General features: G+C 67.5%; 11 protein-coding genes and 1 other RNA gene. 8 read left to right on the forward strand and 4 right to left on the reverse strand.

The window, feature by feature from the left end:
• Positions 1 to 137: 137 nt before the first annotated feature.
• The 5 genes from C3Y15_RS23235 to C3Y15_RS23255 all read left to right on the forward strand — a co-directional run bounded on the left by C3Y15_RS23235 (position 138) and on the right by C3Y15_RS23255 (position 4,794).
• Positions 138 to 1,424: a Glu/Leu/Phe/Val dehydrogenase gene (locus C3Y15_RS23235; protein WP_011883273.1), complete on the forward strand. Its 1,287-nt coding sequence runs from the start codon at positions 138 to 140 to the stop codon at positions 1,422 to 1,424.
• A gap of 252 nt (positions 1,425 to 1,676) precedes the next feature.
• Positions 1,677 to 2,570 carry a glutamate/aspartate ABC transporter substrate-binding protein gene (locus C3Y15_RS23240; RefSeq protein WP_011883274.1) on the forward strand — a complete coding sequence of 298 codons (894 nt, stop codon included), beginning with the start codon at positions 1,677 to 1,679 and terminating at the stop codon, positions 2,568 to 2,570.
• 84 nt (positions 2,571 to 2,654) lie between these two features.
• Complete coding sequence (locus C3Y15_RS23245; protein WP_045578534.1) at positions 2,655 to 3,395, forward strand: amino acid ABC transporter permease; 741 nt, start codon at positions 2,655 to 2,657, stop codon at positions 3,393 to 3,395.
• Positions 3,395 to 4,072, forward strand: coding sequence for a glutamate/aspartate ABC transporter permease GltK (gene gltK / locus C3Y15_RS23250; RefSeq protein WP_011883276.1), 678 nt, complete (start codon positions 3,395 to 3,397; stop codon positions 4,070 to 4,072). Before C3Y15_RS23245 ends, gltK begins: the two co-directional genes overlap by 1 nt.
• Entirely contained in the window at positions 4,069 to 4,794 is a 726-nt protein-coding gene (locus C3Y15_RS23255) for an amino acid ABC transporter ATP-binding protein (RefSeq protein ID WP_011883277.1), read from the forward strand. Before gltK ends, C3Y15_RS23255 begins: the two co-directional genes overlap by 4 nt.
• A gap of 116 nt (positions 4,795 to 4,910) precedes the next feature.
• Here C3Y15_RS23255 and C3Y15_RS23260 read toward each other — a convergent pair whose 3' ends face one another.
• Positions 4,911 to 10,160, reverse strand: coding sequence for an autotransporter outer membrane beta-barrel domain-containing protein (locus C3Y15_RS23260; protein ID WP_069246135.1), 5,250 nt, complete (start codon positions 10,158 to 10,160; stop codon positions 4,911 to 4,913).
• A gap of 618 nt (positions 10,161 to 10,778) precedes the next feature.
• On the reverse strand, positions 10,779 to 11,690 hold the full coding sequence (locus C3Y15_RS23265) for a class II glutamine amidotransferase (protein ID WP_059455117.1): 912 nt from the start codon (positions 11,688 to 11,690) through the stop codon (positions 10,779 to 10,781).
• 209 nt (positions 11,691 to 11,899) lie between these two features.
• On the opposite strand from C3Y15_RS23265, the gene pyrC reads away from it, so the two are divergent.
• The 3 genes from pyrC (at position 11,900) to rnpB (ending at position 14,266) form a co-directional block, all read left to right on the forward strand.
• The gene (gene pyrC, locus C3Y15_RS23270) at positions 11,900 to 12,964 is read left to right on the forward strand and encodes a dihydroorotase (RefSeq protein ID WP_034194154.1); all 1,065 of its coding nucleotides are present in this window, start codon (positions 11,900 to 11,902) and stop codon (positions 12,962 to 12,964) included.
• Complete coding sequence (locus C3Y15_RS23275; protein WP_014722450.1) at positions 12,961 to 13,842, forward strand: DUF3025 domain-containing protein; 882 nt, start codon at positions 12,961 to 12,963, stop codon at positions 13,840 to 13,842. Before pyrC ends, C3Y15_RS23275 begins: the two co-directional genes overlap by 4 nt.
• A 12-nt stretch (positions 13,843 to 13,854) precedes the next feature.
• Positions 13,855 to 14,266, forward strand: an RNA gene (rnpB, locus tag C3Y15_RS23280) — RNase P RNA component class A.
• 68 nt (positions 14,267 to 14,334) lie between these two features.
• Here rnpB and C3Y15_RS23285 read toward each other — a convergent pair.
• Positions 14,335 to 14,799: an OsmC family protein gene (locus C3Y15_RS23285; protein ID WP_072465471.1), complete on the reverse strand. Its 465-nt coding sequence runs from the start codon at positions 14,797 to 14,799 to the stop codon at positions 14,335 to 14,337.
• Between the two features lie 575 nt (positions 14,800 to 15,374).
• Positions 15,375 to 15,680, reverse strand: coding sequence for a DUF1090 family protein (locus tag C3Y15_RS23295; RefSeq protein ID WP_124260229.1), 306 nt, complete (start codon positions 15,678 to 15,680; stop codon positions 15,375 to 15,377).
• Between the last annotated feature and the right edge of the window lie 171 nt (positions 15,681 to 15,851).

Below are 15,851 nucleotides of genomic sequence, written 5' to 3' on the forward strand. Positions count from 1 at the left end.
TTCTTGCGCAAATCGCCCGTGGATTTGCGCAAAATCGCGATCATGCAAGAAACGCATAATCGAATAAGCAAACGGCATTGGATAAAAAAAACGGGTTTTTCGACAATGTGCGCAATCCGTTGAACGTTGGAGCATCCATGTCTTCGCAATTGCAGTCCATCCCGTCCTACCTGCACGCCGACGATCTCGGCCCGTGGGGCAACTATCTTCAGCAGGTCGATCGCGTCGCGCCGTACCTCGGTTCGCTGTCGCGCTGGCTCGAAACGCTGAAGCGTCCGAAGCGCATCCTGATCGTCGACGTGCCCATCGAGCTCGACAACGGCACCGTCGCGCACTTCGAAGGCTATCGCGTGCAGCACAACGTGTCGCGCGGTCCGGGCAAGGGCGGCGTGCGCTACCACCAGGACGTGACGCTGTCGGAAGTGATGGCGCTGTCGGCATGGATGTCGGTGAAGAACGCGGCCGTGAACGTGCCGTACGGCGGTGCGAAGGGCGGCATCCGCGTCGACCCGCGCAAGCTGTCGCGCGGTGAGCTCGAGCGCGTGACGCGCCGCTACACCAGCGAGATCGGCATCATCATCGGCCCGAACACCGACATTCCGGCGCCGGACGTCAACACCAACGAACAGGTGATGGCGTGGATGATGGACACGTATTCGATGAACCAGGGCCAGACGTCGACCGGCGTCGTGACCGGCAAGCCGATCTCGCTCGGCGGTTCGCTCGGCCGCAAGGAAGCGACGGGCCGCGGCGTGTTCGTGGTCGGCTGCGAAGCGGCGAAGAAGAAGGGCCTCGAAATCGAAGGCGCGCGCATCGCGGTGCAGGGCTTCGGCAACGTCGGCGGCATCGCGGCGAAGCTGTTCCAGGAAGCGGGCGCGAAGGTGATCGCGGTGCAGGATCACACGGGCACGATCTATCAGCCGGCCGGCCTCGACGCGAACAAGCTGCTCGACCACGTGGCGCGCACGGGCGGCGTCGCGGGTTTCGAGGGCACGGAGCCGATGCCGAACGACGAGTTCTGGACGGTCGAAACCGACATCCTGATCCCGGCGGCGCTGGAAAACCAGATCACCGAGAAGAACGCGTCGAAGATCCGCACGAAGATCATCGTCGAAGGCGCGAACGGTCCGACCACGACCGCGGCCGACGACATCCTGAGCGCGAACGGCGTGCTGGTGATCCCCGACGTGATCGCCAACGCGGGCGGCGTGACCGTGTCGTACTTCGAGTGGGTGCAGGATTTCTCGAGCTTCTTCTGGACCGAAGACGAGATCAACCATCGCCTCGAGCGCGTGATGCGCGAAGCGTTCGCCGGCGTGTGGGCGGTCGCGGAAGAGCACAACGTGTCGGTGCGCACGGCGGCGTTCATCGTCGCGTGCAAGCGCATCCTGATGGCGCGCGAAATGCGCGGTCTGTACCCCTGATCGTGCGTGGCCGAGCGTCGCTCGGCCCACTATGAACGATACATGACGCAATCGACCCGATTGCGTACATGAACCCTCGCGGGCGATGCCGAATCCGGCGTCGCCCGCGTGCGCATTCGGGCGCGCAAAGCGCCGCGCGAAGCCGGGAGGACGGCGACGCACAGGACGATTCGTAGTGCGGTAAACAACCAGTACTTTCAAAAATATTACTTTGATACACTGGCGCGGGTTTTAGCCAAGGAGATGACCAAAATGAAATACCAGAAGGCAGTCCTGATGATCGCGGCGCTGTGCGCGTTCGCGAGCGGCGCGCATGCACAGGAGACCGGCACGCTGAAGAAGATCAAGGACACGGGCGTGATCGCGCTGGGCCACCGCGAATCGTCGATTCCGTTCTCCTACTATGACCAGAACCAGCAGGTCGTCGGCTATTCGCGCGACTTCCAGATGAAGGTCGTGGATGCCGTGAAGAAGAAGCTGAACCTGCCGAACCTGCAGGTGAAGAACATCCCGGTCACGTCGCAGAACCGCATCCCGCTCGTGCAGAACGGCACGGTCGACATCGAGTGCGGCTCGACCACCAACAACCTCGAGCGTCAGCAGCAGGCCGCGTTCTCCGACACGATCTTCGTGATCGGCACGCGTCTGATGACGAAGAAGGATTCCGGTGTGAAGGACTTCGCCGACCTGAAGGGCAAGACGGTCGTGACGACCGCGGGCACGACGTCCGAGCGCCTGCTGCGCAAGATGAACAACGACAAGCAGCTCGGCATGAGCATCATCAGCGCGAAGGACCACGGCGACTCGTTCAACACGCTCGAATCGGGCCGCGCGGTCGCGTTCATGATGGACGACGCGCTGCTCGCAGGCGAGCGCGCGAAGGCGAAGCAGCCGGGCGAATGGGTGATCGTCGGCACGCCGCAGTCGGAAGAGGCGTACGGCTGCATGATGCGCAAGGGCGATGCGGACTTCAAGAAGGTCGTCGACGAGGCGATCTCGCAAGTCGAGAAGTCGGGCGAAGCCGCGAAGATCTACGCGAAGTGGTTCGAGAACCCGATCCCGCCGAAGGGGCTGAACCTGAACTTCCCGCTGTCCGATTCGATGAAGAAGCTGTACGCGAACCCGAACGACAAGGCGCTCGACTGACCACGCCGCCGTTGACGCAGAAATGACGCTACTGAAACGGAAGAGGCCACGCTTCTTCCGTTTCTTTTTGCTGGAGTCTTGCCCATGTCTTACCACTGGAACTGGGGCGTCTTCCTGAGCCCCGTCTCGACCGGCGAGCCGACGACTTACTTCGGATGGCTGATGTCCGGCTTCTGGGTGACGATCGAAGTGTCGCTGGTCGCCTGGGTCATCGCGCTGATCGTCGGTTCGCTGTTCGGCGTGCTGCGCACCGTGCCGAACCAATGGCTCGCCGCGCTCGGCACCGTCTACGTGTCGATCTTCCGCAACATCCCGCTGATCGTGCAGTTCTTCGTCTGGTACCTGGTCGTGCCGGAGCTGCTGCCCGCGTCGATCGGCACCTGGATCAAGCAGCTGCCGCCCGGCACGCAGTTCTTCACCGCGTCGATCGTCTGTCTCGGGCTGTTCACCGGCGCACGCGTGTGCGAGCAGGTGCGCTCGGGCATCAACGCGCTGCCGAAGGGCCAGCGTGCGGCCGGCCTCGCGATGGGCTTCACGCAATGGCAGACGTACCGCTACGTGTTGCTGCCGGTCGCGTACCGGATCATCGTGCCGCCGCTCACGTCGGAGTTCCTGAACATCTTCAAGAACTCGGCGGTCGCATCGACGATCGGCCTGCTCGACCTGTCCGCGCAGGCGCGCCAGCTGGTCGACTACACCGCGCAGACCTACGAGTCGTTCATCGCGGTGACGCTCGCCTACGTGGTCATCAACCTCGTCGTGATGGCGTTCATGCGCTGGATCGAAGGCCGCACGCGGCTGCCCGGCTACATCGGAGGCAAGTGATGCATCAGTTCGACTGGAGTAGTATTCCCGGCGCGATACCGACGCTGTGGACCGGGGCGATCGTCACGTTCAAGATCACGCTGATCGCGATCGTGATCGGCATCGTCTGGGGCACGCTGCTGGCGCTGATGCGGCTGTCCGGCGTGAAGCCGCTCGCGTGGTTCGCGAAGGGCTACGTGACGGTGTTCCGCTCGATCCCGCTCGTGATGGTGCTGCTGTGGTTCTTCCTGATCGTGCCGCAGCTGCTGCAGGGCGTGCTCGGGCTGTCGCCGACGATCGACATCCGGCTCGCGTCGGCGATGGTCGCGTTCTCGCTGTTCGAGGCCGCGTATTATTCCGAGATCATTCGCGCCGGCATCCAGGCGGTGCCGCGCGGGCAGGTGAACGCCGCGTTCGCGCTCGGCATGAACTACGCGCAGGCGATGCGCCTCGTGATCCTGCCGCAGGCGTTTCGCGCGATGGTGCCGCTGCTGCTCACGCAGGCGATCGTGCTGTTCCAGGACACGTCGCTCGTGTACGTGATCAGTCTCGCGGACTTCTTCCGCACGGCCGCGAACGTCGGCGATCGCGACGGCACGACCGTCGAGATGGTGCTGTTCGCCGGCGCATGCTATTTCGTGATTTGCTCGTTGGCTTCTGCCCTCGTCAAAGGTCTCCAGAAAAAGGTCACAAGATGATTTCCATCAAGAACGTTTCGAAGTGGTACGGCCAGTTTCAGGTCCTCACCGATTGCACGACCGAGGTCAGCAAGGGCGAGGTCGTCGTGGTGTGCGGGCCGTCGGGCTCGGGCAAGTCGACGCTGATCAAGACGGTCAACGGCCTGGAGCCGTTCCAGCAGGGCGAGATCCTCGTGAACGGCCAGTCGGTCGGCGACAAGAAGACGAACCTGTCGAAGCTGCGCTCGAAGGTCGGGATGGTGTTCCAGCATTTCGAGCTGTTCCCGCACCTGTCGATCACCGAGAACCTGACGCTCGCGCAGATCAAGGTGCTCGGCCGCAGCAAGGACGAGGCGACCGACAAGGGTTTGAAGCTGCTCGATCGCGTCGGGCTGAAGGCGCATGCACACAAGTTTCCGGGCCAGCTGTCGGGCGGCCAGCAGCAACGCGTCGCGATCGCGCGCGCGCTGTCGATGGACCCGATCGCGATGCTGTTCGACGAGCCGACCTCCGCGCTCGATCCGGAAATGATCAACGAGGTGCTCGACGTGATGGTCGAACTCGCGCAGGAAGGGATGACGATGATGGTCGTCACGCACGAAATGGGCTTCGCGAAGAAGGTCGCCCATCGCGTGATCTTCATGGACAAGGGCGCGATCGTCGAGGACGACCGCAAGGACGATTTCTTCTCGAATCCGAAGTCGGATCGCGCGAAGGACTTCCTCGCGAAAATCCTCCACTGAACGCTCCCGTGTAGCGCACGCCGCTTCGACGAACCGCCCGGCCTAGCGCCGGGCGTTTTTTTTCGGCCGCTGCCGCCGAACGGCAGCGGCGCACGGGCGTCGCGACGCGTCCTGCGTTACCAGCTGTAGCGGTAGCCGGCCTGGCCGGTGACGCCGCGCCGGTAGTCGCCGCCGATGTTGCGCGCGTATTTGACGTTCGCGTACAGCGTGCCCGACTTGCCGAAGGCCGCGGTCACGCCGAGGCCGAGCTCGTACCACGTGCGGCCCAGATGCGTCGCGAACGGCGTGCCGCCGACGACGGTCTGGCCCGGCGACAGGAAGTCGTGCAGCACGTCGGCCGTGAAATACGGCGTCGCCGCGCCCAACGCGCTCGCCCCGAGGTTCGGCCGGAACATCCGTACGCCGAGGCGTCCACGCAGCGCATGGCTCGTCGTGCCCGACACCGCCGACACGCTGTCGTTGAACCCGTTCAGCTTCAGGTACTGATACATCAGCTGCGCCTGCGGTTCGATCGCGATCGGCGTGGCGCCGATGCCGAACGGCTTGCCGGCTTCCTGCGACAGCGCGATGCCGAAGCCGTTCTGCGATGCGTCGTTGCCGTAGCTGTCGCGATAGCGGTTGCCGTAGTGCGTGACCTGCCCGACGCTGTCGAAGTAGGTGCCGTCGGCCAGATAGCGCGTCCAGTAGCCGCCGGCGCTCTGCGCGTGCATCTCGACCGAGCCGGTCGACGTCGACAGGCCGGGCGCATCGGCGCGCGCCGGATCGCTGAAGCTCGCATTCGACACGCCGATGCTCGCCGTCACGCCCGCATGCGTGCTGCCGCCGCCTGGCGCTTGGTCGAGCGTCCAGTCCTTGCCGAACTGCGCGAAGAAGGTGCGCTCGTCGGCCGCGAAGCGGCCCGCGTTCGCATCGAAGCTCTGTCCGCCGATGCGGCCCCACACGCCGTCGCGATTGCCGGGCGCCTGCTTGTCGACGTTGTACACGTCGCCGACGCGCTCGTGCAGCTTGCCGAGCGTCGAGAAGCCGTAGTCGGCGTTCAGGAGCGGCGTCATCGCGAAGCCCGCGACGCCCGGACGGTACGCGAGCGTGCCGGCGCCGCCGCCGGCGGTCAGCGGGCCGACCGCGATGACCTGGTTGGACGGATCGAGCTGCGAGCGCAGATACCAGCCGTTCGCGTCGAGCTGGCCGCCGCGATAGAGCCGGTATTCGTATGCGCCGGCCTGGACCGGGCCGGCGAGATGGAACGCGGACGCGGCCGTCGTGCCGCCGTTCGCCGTGACCACCACCGGAATGCCGTCGCCGGTCGTCTGCGCGCCGCTGCCGGCGGTGTTCGCGATCTTCAGCGCCGTCGTGCCGCTCGCGGCGCCGCCGTTCACGATCAGCCGGTCGGTCGGCGACGCGTCGGCGCCGAGATAGGTGTTCAGCGCGATCGTGCCGCCGTTGCCGACGTAGCCGCCGGTGGTCAGCGTCTTGTAGCTGCCGGCCGCCGTCGGCGCGCCCGACGGCGCGGCGAATGCGACCAGGCCCGCGTTGTTCAGGCTGCTCAGCACCGAGCTGCCGGTGAGCCGCCATGCGCTCGTCGCGTCGACGTTCAGCGCGACCGGATCGATCTTGCCGGTCAGCGTCGTGCCGTTCGTCAGCGACACGGTGCCGGTGCTCGACGCGTCCGACACGATGTCGCCGGCCAGCGTCACGGCCGAAGCGTCGAAGCGCGCGACGCTGCCGTTCGCGAGGTCGAGCAGCGTGCCGTTGCCGGCCGTCACGACGGTGCCGTTGCGTACCGCGATGTCGACCACGCCGCCGCGCGCGGCGAACGCCGGGCCGGCGACCGACGCGACGCTGCCGCCGTCGACCAGCACCGAACTCGTCGCGCCGCTCGCGCGCGAGTCGACGCTCAGCAAGCCGGCCGTCGCGCCGTGCAGCGTCGTGCCGGTCAGCGCGAGCACGCCGCCGCCGTCGACGGTCGCGCCGTTGCCGGCCGCGCTCGTGAGCGTCGAGCCGGTGTCGCCGATCCGGCCGCCGTTTTGCGCGACGACGCCGTCGGCTGCCGCGCCCGCCGCCGCGATCTTCGCGCCCGACAGCAGCGCGGTCGCGCCGCCGCCGCCGACCAGCCCATGCGCGCCGGCGCCGGTGGTCGAGACGGTGGTGCCGTCGGCGGCCAGCGTCGCATCGGCGCCGGCCACGACGATGCCGCGCGCGTTTTCGCCCGCGGTGCGCACGACGCTCGCCGCATCGGTCGCGATGCGCGTGCCCGCGCCCGTCGACGAGATGCCGTCGGCGCCGTTGCCGGTCGTGCCGATCTGCGTGCCCGACAGCACGATCGTCGTGTTGGTACCGAGGTTGTCGATGCCGGCGCCGCCGCCGCCCACCGCGATCGACGTCGCGCCGGCCGCGAGCGCGCCGTTCGCGACGCTCGAGTCGATCAGCACGCCGTGCGCGCTCCCGTTCGCGACGATGGTGCCCGCGCCCGACAGCACGACCGACGCGCCCGCGCCGGTCAGATGCACGCCGGCGACGCCGTCGTCGGCGCCGATCGTGCCCGCGTTGTTCAGCACGGCCGACGCGCCTTGCACGAGCGCGCCGGTGCCGTCCGACACGCGGATCGTCGACATGTTGTCGACCGTGCCGAGCGCGCCGATCGCGACGCCGGTCGAGCCGGCGCCGGTCAGCAGCACCGCGTTGCGGTTCTCCAGCGTGCCGAGGTTGCGCGCAACGAACCCGGTCACGCCGGCGCTCGACGACATGACGGCCGCGTCGTTGCCGAGCACCGTCGCGACCGGCGCGCCGGCGTTCGCGCCGGCCAGGTCGTGGGCCTGGCCGTCGACCACGCCCGCCGTGGCGCCCGCCGCGTTCAGGTTGATCGTCGCGCCGGCGTCGATCGTGCCGTGTGCGCCGCCCTCGACCGCCACCGCGATGCCGTTCGCGCCGCGCACGTTGTAGGTCGCGGAGCCGGTCGACAGCGTCGTGCCGGCGCCGGTCGCGAGCACGCCGCGCGCGCGCTCGCCGTTCACGTCGGTCGTCAGCGTGCCGGCGGCCGACGCGCCCGTGTAGGCCGCGCCGGCTGCGATGCGGAACAGCGTCGAGTCGTCGGTATCGACGCTCAGCCGCTGCGCGGCCACGTTGATCGTCGAGCCGGCGCCGTACACGTAGAAGCCGATCTGGTTCGTACCGGACGTGAAGCGCGGCACGGCGTTCGCGCCGACGTCGATCGCGGCGCCCGCGCGCGCGTGGGCGCCGATCGCGCCATTGCCGGTCAGGTCGAGCGCGCCGTCGAGCGTGGCCTTCGCGCGCGGGCCTTCGGCCCAGACGCCGTAATTTCGCGTGTCCGACGCCGCGTCCAGCCCGCCGGCGACGTCGATCGTGCCGGTCGACGTCGCGGCCGTGGCGGTCGAGCCGGTGCCGACCACCATGATGCCGATGCCGTTCACGCCGTTCAGCGTGATCGTGCCCGTGTTGGTCACGGTCGCGGCCGTGTCGGCCGCCAGCATCCCGACGTTCGCGAGCGGCGTGCCGGGCGCCGCACCGTTCACGACGATCGTGCCGGCGTTGCGCAGCGTGCCGGACGACGAGCCGATGCTCGCCATCGCGGCGCCGTTCTGCGTCTGCGAGCCGATCACGATCGAGCCGAGGTTCGCGGCCGTGCCCGACGCGCCGAGCAGGATGCCGTAGCCGTGCGCGGACAGCGCGACGTCGGCCGCCGCCGCGCCCGGCCGGTACTGCGCCGCGCGTCCGACGTAGATCGTGCCGCCGGCCTCGTTGGTGAACGCGCCGCCGTCCGCGAGGCCGCCGATCACCTGGCTGTCGAGCGTGGTTGCGTTGACGCCGACGTTCAGCGTGCCGGCGTTCGACGCGGTTGCGCCGTCGGTCGCCGCGATCGCGTAGCTGAGCAGGGTCGGCCGGTTGCCGTCGAGCGTCCATGCGGCGACGTTCATCACGCCGTTGTTCACGAACGTGGTGCCCGTGCCGTTCGCGTACACGCCGTTGCCCTCGGTGTAGGCGTGGAAGCCGAAGTTCTCGGGCGGCGCGGCGCCGGCGGTGTCGAAGTTCTCGCCGGCCGCGTAGCCGGACGAGATCACGCCGTTGTTGACGCCGCTCGCACCGGTGAGCAGCCGCACGAGCGTGAAGTCGCCCGACAGGCTGCCGTCGTTGACGAACTGCGCGCCGTTTTCCGCGAGCACCGCCGAGCTCGATTCGATCGCGCTGGTGCCGCGGAAGTCGATCTGGCCGTCTCGGCCGATATGCAGCGTCGCGCTCGCGCCGGTGCCGTGCAGCGCGGCCAGATGGTCGATCGGCAACGTGTTCTTGTCGCCGGCCGACACGTCGTTCGCGTACTGGAAGGTCTGCCGCGAGAACGTGACGGCCTGGCTGAACGCGCTGTCGTACGCGGCTTGCGAGCCGAGCGCGCCGCTGCGGACCGAGCGTACGAGAAAGTCGTTGTATGCGGCGAGCGACGCGGCGTCGTCGACGCGCCAGCGGCTGCCGTCGAACGCGGTGAAGGTGCCCGCGTAGGCCGGCACGTCGAGCTGCAGGTTGCCCACCGCGCCGCCGGCCTCGACGTAGTCGCCGGTCGTGAACAGCACCTGGTTGCGCGAGTTCCAGTTGACGACGCTTGACGCGGTGCCGGTGCCGTCCGCGAAGGCGAGGTCCGTCTGCTTCGCCGCGATCGTGATCGCGTTGCCGGCCGCGTCGGGCGCGTTCGCCGCGTTGCCGAGCGACACGTTCAGCGTGCCGCCCGAGCGCTCGACGGTGCCGATCCGCGTGTTCAGGTACTGGTTGCCGTCGACGTCGTGATAGAGCGGCACGTAGGTCGCGCCGAGCGTCGATCCGGCGAACGCGGACGAGTTGTAGGTCGCGACCGATGCGTGGGTGCCGGTGATCGAATCGGGCGTGCTGACGCTCTGCGTCTTGCCGCCGAGCGAGACCAGCGGCTGGTCGGGATTGCCGGTCACGATCGTGGTCGTGCCGAGCGGGACGCGCGTGTAGCCGGCGTCGCCGCCGTTCTGGCTGGTCCATGCGCCGGTGGCGGCGACGGTATCGCCGCCCGTGACGGTCGTCGCCCCGGCCAGGTTGTCGTTCACGGTCGGGCTGAAGCTGCCGACGGTGCAGCTGCCGCCGCTCGCGACCGCCGACCCGTTGCCGCAGGTCGATGCATGTGCGGCGCCGGCCGACAGCGCGGCGAACGCGGCGCCGGCCATCGCGGCGCGCAGCGGCGCCAGCCGGATCGCGTCGCGGCTCGCGCGACGGCTCGTGGCCGATGTGCCGACAGATGTGCTGCCCGAGCGCTTGCCGCGTGCCCGGGCTGTCTCCGCAACCGCGACCCAGCAGCCGGCGGCTTCGCTCCATATCGATCGAAATGAGTGATTCACGACAACCCCTCTTTGCTTTTTTTGAAGTGATATCCACCGCGGCGCGGTGAAAGCGCATTCCGCGGCCGAAAATGGTTCGAGCCGGCGTGCGCGCCATTGGCCGCATTGCCGTCGTCACGTGAATCGCTTTTCGATATACCGAGGATGAGCGGAGTCTACTGATCTGAATCGCGAAGGATTATCAAAAAAATGAGTGCCGTTGTGATAATGTCGACTCGGTCCGGTATTTTTGAATTATGTGATGAATCGAACCGAAAGCCTTTCTGGTAAAGGCTTGAGTGATATCGTGCGAGGCGGGGTAATCCCGTCGCTCGACGGTGGGCTGGCGCACTGTTCCAAAACGGCGCTGCGATAGAATATGGCTTCCGGAAGATGGGCGGGGATTTAAAAGGCGTTCCGTTTTATTGCGTATATATTATTTTCGCGTGAACGTTGATTAAATCAAGTTAATGCTGCGTTGCCGCGGTTTGGCGCGCGTCATTGTGGTTTGATTGAAACGAAAAAACTACTTGCCGGCAAAAGAGGGGCGCGCTGTTCGGCAATGGCTCGTCGCGCGGCCGGCCGGGCCGCGGTCGCTTCGTCATGCTGCGACGGTGAAGGAAGGGCGGCGCGTGCGGCTCAGAAATCGATCGCGTCGTCGGCGTCGTCGGCGGCGGCCAGCGCCTCGCGACGCATGCCGCCGCACGGCGCGGAGGCCGACGCGTCGAGCGCCGGGTTGCGCAGCTTCTCGAGCACGCGCTCCGGCACCGGAATCCGCGTCCGCGCGGCGACGTCGCCGCACTGGAACATGATCAGCTCGCCGGGCTCGAACGACGTCCAGACTTCGTTGTCGGTCAGCGGCTGCGTGGCGATCACCGCGACGCGATCTTCGGGCGTCGTGTATTTCGCGAAGTCGATCGACAGGTCTTCGTCGACCAGATGCGCGGTGGAGAACGGCCAGCGCCGCACGATGTAGTGCAGCCGCGTCGAGCAGTGTGCGAACAGCGCCTGGCCGTTCGACATCAGGAAGTTGAATACGCCGTGATCGGTGATGTCGCGCGTCAACTCGCCGACGCGCTCGAACAGCTCCGGCAGCGGCGGCTGTGCGCCGGGGAATGCCTCGCGCAGCCCTTGCATCAGCACGCAGAACGCCTTCTCGCTGTCGGTCGTGCCGACCGGGTGGTAGACGCTGCCGTCGAGATCGGGTTCGTAGTCCTGCAGATCGCCGTTATGCGCGAAGATCCAGTGACGCCCCCACAGCTCGCGCATGAAGGGGTGGCTGTTCTCGAGCAGGATATGGCCTTGCGTGGCCTTGCGGATATGCGCGATCGTGTTCTTCGACTTGATCGGATAGCGCTTCACCATTTCGGCGATCGGCGACGTGGCCGAGGCCTGCTGATCGATGAACAGACGGCAGGCCTTGTCCTCGAAGAACGCGATGCCCCAGCCGTCGGCGTGGTGATCGGTGAGGCCGCCCCGGGCCGCGAAACCAGTGAAGGAGAATGTGACGTCCGTCGGCGCGGCGCAGTTCATTCCTAGGAGTTGGCACATTTTACTTGGGGCGGGGGCGGAAGCAGGGTAACCAACCGGGTGAACCCCGGTACAATATGGCTCCTAGCATATCACCGAGCCTCGAGCGGTAAAAAGCGGATTCCGCCGGCCCAAGGCCCCGTGTTGCGGTTTGCCGTCAGTCGGCCCGTGCACGCGTGCTCCGGCCCCGCCGATCCTCGATGGCCAGCCCGTTCCTCACGACGCCTCCTATGACTGCCTCGAACGCTTCCTCCCCGGCGACGCTCACGCTCGCCCGTCCCGACGACCTGCATCTGCACCTGCGCGACGGCGACATGCTGGCCGCGGTGCTGCCGCACACCGCACGCCAGTTCGCGCGCGCGATCGTGATGCCGAACCTGAAGCCGCCCGTCACGACGACCGCGCACGCGCAGGCCTATCGCGACCGGATCCTGGCCGCGCTGCCGGCCGGCAGCGCGTTCGAGCCGCTGATGACGCTGTACCTGACCGACAACACGGCGCCCGACGAAGTTCGTCGCGCGCGCGACAGCGGCTTCGTGCACGGCGTGAAGCTGTATCCGGCCGGCGCGACGACGAACTCGGATCACGGCGTGAGCGACCTCGCGAAGTGCGCGAAGACGCTCGAGGCGATGCAGGAAACCGGCATGCCGCTGCTCGTGCACGGCGAGGTGACGGACCCGTCGATCGACATGTTCGATCGCGAGAAGGTGTTCATCGACCGCGTGATGACGCCGCTGCGCCGCGATTTCCCCGCGCTGAAGGTCGTGTTCGAGCACATCACGACGAAGGATGCGGCCGACTACGTGCGCGACGCCGATGCGGCGCCGGGCTTGCTCGGCGCGACGATCACGCCGCAGCATCTGCTGTACAGCCGCAACGCGCTGTTCGTCGGCGGCATTCGCCCGCATTACTACTGCCTGCCGGTGCTCAAGCGCGAGACGCACCGCGTCGCGCTCGTCGAAGCGGCGACCTCCGGCAACCCGCGCTTCTTCCTCGGCACCGACAGCGCGCCGCATGCGCGCGGCGCGAAGGAAACCGCCTGCGGCTGCGCCGGCTGCTACACGGCGCTGCACGCGCTCGAGCTGTATGCGGAAGCGTTCGACCAGGCCGGCGCGCTCGACAAGCTGGAGAATTTCGCGAGCCGCTTCGGCGCCGATTTCTACGGCCTGGCGCACAGCACCGACACGGTCACACTGCGCCGCGAGACCTGGGAGCTGCCGACCGAGGTGTTCGCGGGCGATACGCCGGTCGTGCCGCTGCGCGCTGGCGAGACGATCGGCTGGAAGTTCGCGTGAGCGTCGCGCCGCCGTGCGCCGCCGCTCACGCGGCCGACGGCGGGGCGGCGCAATTCGCGCGGATCGACTGGTCCGCGCCGTGGCTCGCGCAGTACGACGAGCCGGGCCGTTTGCTGCAGGTGGCCGCGCTCGCGGGCGAAGCCGCCTTGCTCGATGCATTGGGCGACGCGGCCGGTGCACGCACGAGCGGGCGCGGCAGGCCGCTGCGCTTCGTGCCGCAGGCCGAACTGCCGCCCGGCGTCGCATACGAAACCCACATCGCCGACACGGGGCGCGTGCCGACCCGCCACAATCTTCACGACTTCTTCAATGCGCTCGTGTGGCTCGCCTATCCACGCACCAAGGCCGCGCTGAACGCACGGCAGGCCGCGGCGATCGACGCCGCGGGCGGCGTCGGGCCGGTGCGTGGGTCGCTGCGCGATGCGCTCACGCTGTTCGACGAGAATGCGGCGCTGTTCGTGACGGCCGAGCGCGCGCTCGCCGACGCACTGCGCGGCTTCGACTGGCAACGTCTGCTGGTGAGCTCGCGCGCCGCGTGGGGTACGCGCTGCGAGGCGCGCCTCGTCGGCCATGCGCTACTCGAGAAGCTGGTGGCGCCGTACAAGTCGTGTACCGCGCACGCGTGGATCGTCGAAGTCAGCGACGACTACTTCTCGTGGCCCGACGCGCGCCGCGCCGCGCATCTCGACGCACGGATCGCCGACGAACTCGCGACGCGCGCGCTGACGAGCCGCGATTTCGCGCCGCTGCCGGTGCTCGGCGTGCCGGGCTGGTGCGACGCGAACGCCGCGCCGGCGTTCTACGACGACCCGGCCGTGTTCCGCAGCGGTCGACGGACGGACGCCGCGCGCGCTGCGGGCGGCGGCGCGCAGTGCTAGAATGCGCGTCGCAAAGCAGGCCAGGCAGTCGCGGCCTCGCCGCCTTCGGGCAGGCGGGGGCGAGGAAAGTCCGGACTCCACAGGGCAGGGTGATGGCTAACGGCCATCCGTGGCGACACGCGGAACAGGGCAACAGAAAGCAAACCGCCGATGGCCCGGCGCAAGCCGGGATCAGGTAAGGGTGAAACGGTGCGGTAAGAGCGCACCGCGGCGACGGCGACGTTCGCCGGCACGGTAACCTCCACCCGGAGCAATTCCAAGTAGGCAGGCGCGCATTTTCGGATGCAGGATGGGGCCCCCGTCTCGTCTGCGGGTAGGAAGCTTGAGCGCGTCAGCAATGGCGCGCCTAGAGGAATGGCTGCCACGCGCGGCGCGCTTCGGCGTGCGGCGTGCACAGAATCCGGCTTATCGGCCTGCTTTGCCGTTCGAATGCACAAGGGCCGGCGCTCCATCGGGAGCGCCGGCCCTTTTTGTATCGTCGGCGCAGCGCGCTTAGTCGGCGACGATGTCGAACGAATGCGTGAGCTCGGCCGTCTTCGCGATCATGATCGACGCGGAGCAGTATTTGTCGTGCGAGAGGTTGATCGCGCGCTCGACCGTGGCCGGGTTCAGGTTGCGGCCCGTGACGGTGAAGTGGAAGTGGACCTTCGTGAACACCTTCGGGTCCTCGCTTGCGCGCTCGGCCTTCAGCGTGACCGAGCAGCCGGTGACTTCCTGGCGGCTCTTCTTCAGGATCAGCACGACGTCGTACGCAGTGCAGCCGCCGGTGCCGACCAGCACCATTTCCATCGGGCGCGGAGCGAGGTTATGTCCGCCGCCTTCCGGCGCGCCGTCCATCGCGACGAGGTGCCCGCTTCCGGTCTGGGCCGAAAACGCCATCCCGTCCTGACCCATCCAGCTTACTTTGCATTCCATGCTTGCGCTCCAGCGTTGCCTGATTCGGATTCGATCCGGCATTGTAGCCCGCTGCGCAACGGTCGGCTGATGCACTGCACGACGCGAAACGGCGAGCCGGCCTCGGCGGCGTCGCGTCGGCCATTTGGCTGGTATTTCCCTGCTGGCTTTAGGGGTTTTACTCTAGGCGGGGCGGGACGATTGGCGCGGCGTTTTCGGCTATGCAACTGATTTGAAAGGGGAAATCCATGAGGCCCAGTGTGCGTCGGGGATTCCGCATTATGGTTTTTGATTTCGTAATGCAGATTTTCTTGTGAAGTCGGAGGGGCATTCGTATAATGAGCTCCATTGGTTGTCGCGCTGCGGCAACCTCCGAATGTCTCCTCCACCCTCCTCCAAAGGTGGATTAAGCCCGAACCAAACGTTCGGGCTTTTTTTCGTCCAATGCAAACATCGGCGCGCGGGTTGCGCGGTCTGAAAGCGCTTTGAGAGCGGTGAATCCGCGGCGCTTTTGCGGCGGTTGGGCGGCGCTTCGGCAGCGGGCGAGCGCGCCAACATTGGTTCTATAGCGGTTCGACAGGTGTTCGACACCGGCTCGAGGCCGCTATGGCCCCCGCTCGACAGCGGTTCGACACCGATCAGACGGGCTGCCTCGCCGCCGGCCGCGGCGTCGGCCGTGCCGGCGTGCTGGTCGGGTGCGTCGGCGTTGCCTGGGCGTCGCTGGCCGAAACGTCGCCCTGTTCGTGTGCGCAGAAATGGCGTACGCGCTCGCGCACCGCGCGCAGGCGGGCGACGCGTTCCTCGGTATGGGATTCGCGCGCGTCGGCGATGCGCGCGTCGAGTGCGGCGAGCTTGGCCTCGCAGGCCTGCTGGGCGGCGCTCGCGGGGACGGCGGCCGCCAGCAGGGCGGCCGTGAAAATGGGCATAAGTCCTTGTTTCATCATGCTTGCTTGTTGTTTTTTCGTGGTCGGCCGGTCGCGCGCGGCAAGGTCATGTGCAACGCGCGACGGGTGCGCCGCCGGGCGCTCGGATCGCCCGGTGCGGCACGGCACGCCGGAATTTTCGCCGATTTCGGGCGCCGCCGGCGCGGGCCACGGATTCTCTTTGACCGCCCT

It is taken from the genome of Burkholderia sp. B10 (assembly GCF_004368385.1).
GTDB classification, from domain to species: domain Bacteria; phylum Pseudomonadota; class Gammaproteobacteria; order Burkholderiales; family Burkholderiaceae; genus Burkholderia; species Burkholderia vietnamiensis.

What these genes read in the sequence shown, in the direction of transcription:
- C3Y15_RS23255 (WP_011883277.1), top strand. Translation starts at nt 4,069, where the DNA reads ATGATTTCCATCAAGAACGTTTCGAAGTGGTACGGCCAGTTTCAGGTC.
- C3Y15_RS23285 (WP_072465471.1), bottom strand. Translation starts at nt 14,799, where the DNA reads ATGCCGGATCGAATCCGAATCAGGCAACGCTGGAGCGCAAGCATGGAA.
- C3Y15_RS23295 (WP_124260229.1), bottom strand. Translation starts at nt 15,680, where the DNA reads ATGATGAAACAAGGACTTATGCCCATTTTCACGGCCGCCCTGCTGGCG.
- C3Y15_RS23265 (WP_059455117.1), bottom strand. Translation starts at nt 11,690, where the DNA reads ATGTGCCAACTCCTAGGAATGAACTGCGCCGCGCCGACGGACGTCACA.
- C3Y15_RS23240 (WP_011883274.1), top strand. Translation starts at nt 1,677, where the DNA reads ATGAAATACCAGAAGGCAGTCCTGATGATCGCGGCGCTGTGCGCGTTC.
- gltK (WP_011883276.1), top strand. Translation starts at nt 3,395, where the DNA reads ATGCATCAGTTCGACTGGAGTAGTATTCCCGGCGCGATACCGACGCTG.
- C3Y15_RS23235 (WP_011883273.1), top strand. Translation starts at nt 138, where the DNA reads ATGTCTTCGCAATTGCAGTCCATCCCGTCCTACCTGCACGCCGACGAT.
- C3Y15_RS23245 (WP_045578534.1), top strand. Translation starts at nt 2,655, where the DNA reads ATGTCTTACCACTGGAACTGGGGCGTCTTCCTGAGCCCCGTCTCGACC.
- pyrC (WP_034194154.1), top strand. Translation starts at nt 11,900, where the DNA reads ATGACTGCCTCGAACGCTTCCTCCCCGGCGACGCTCACGCTCGCCCGT.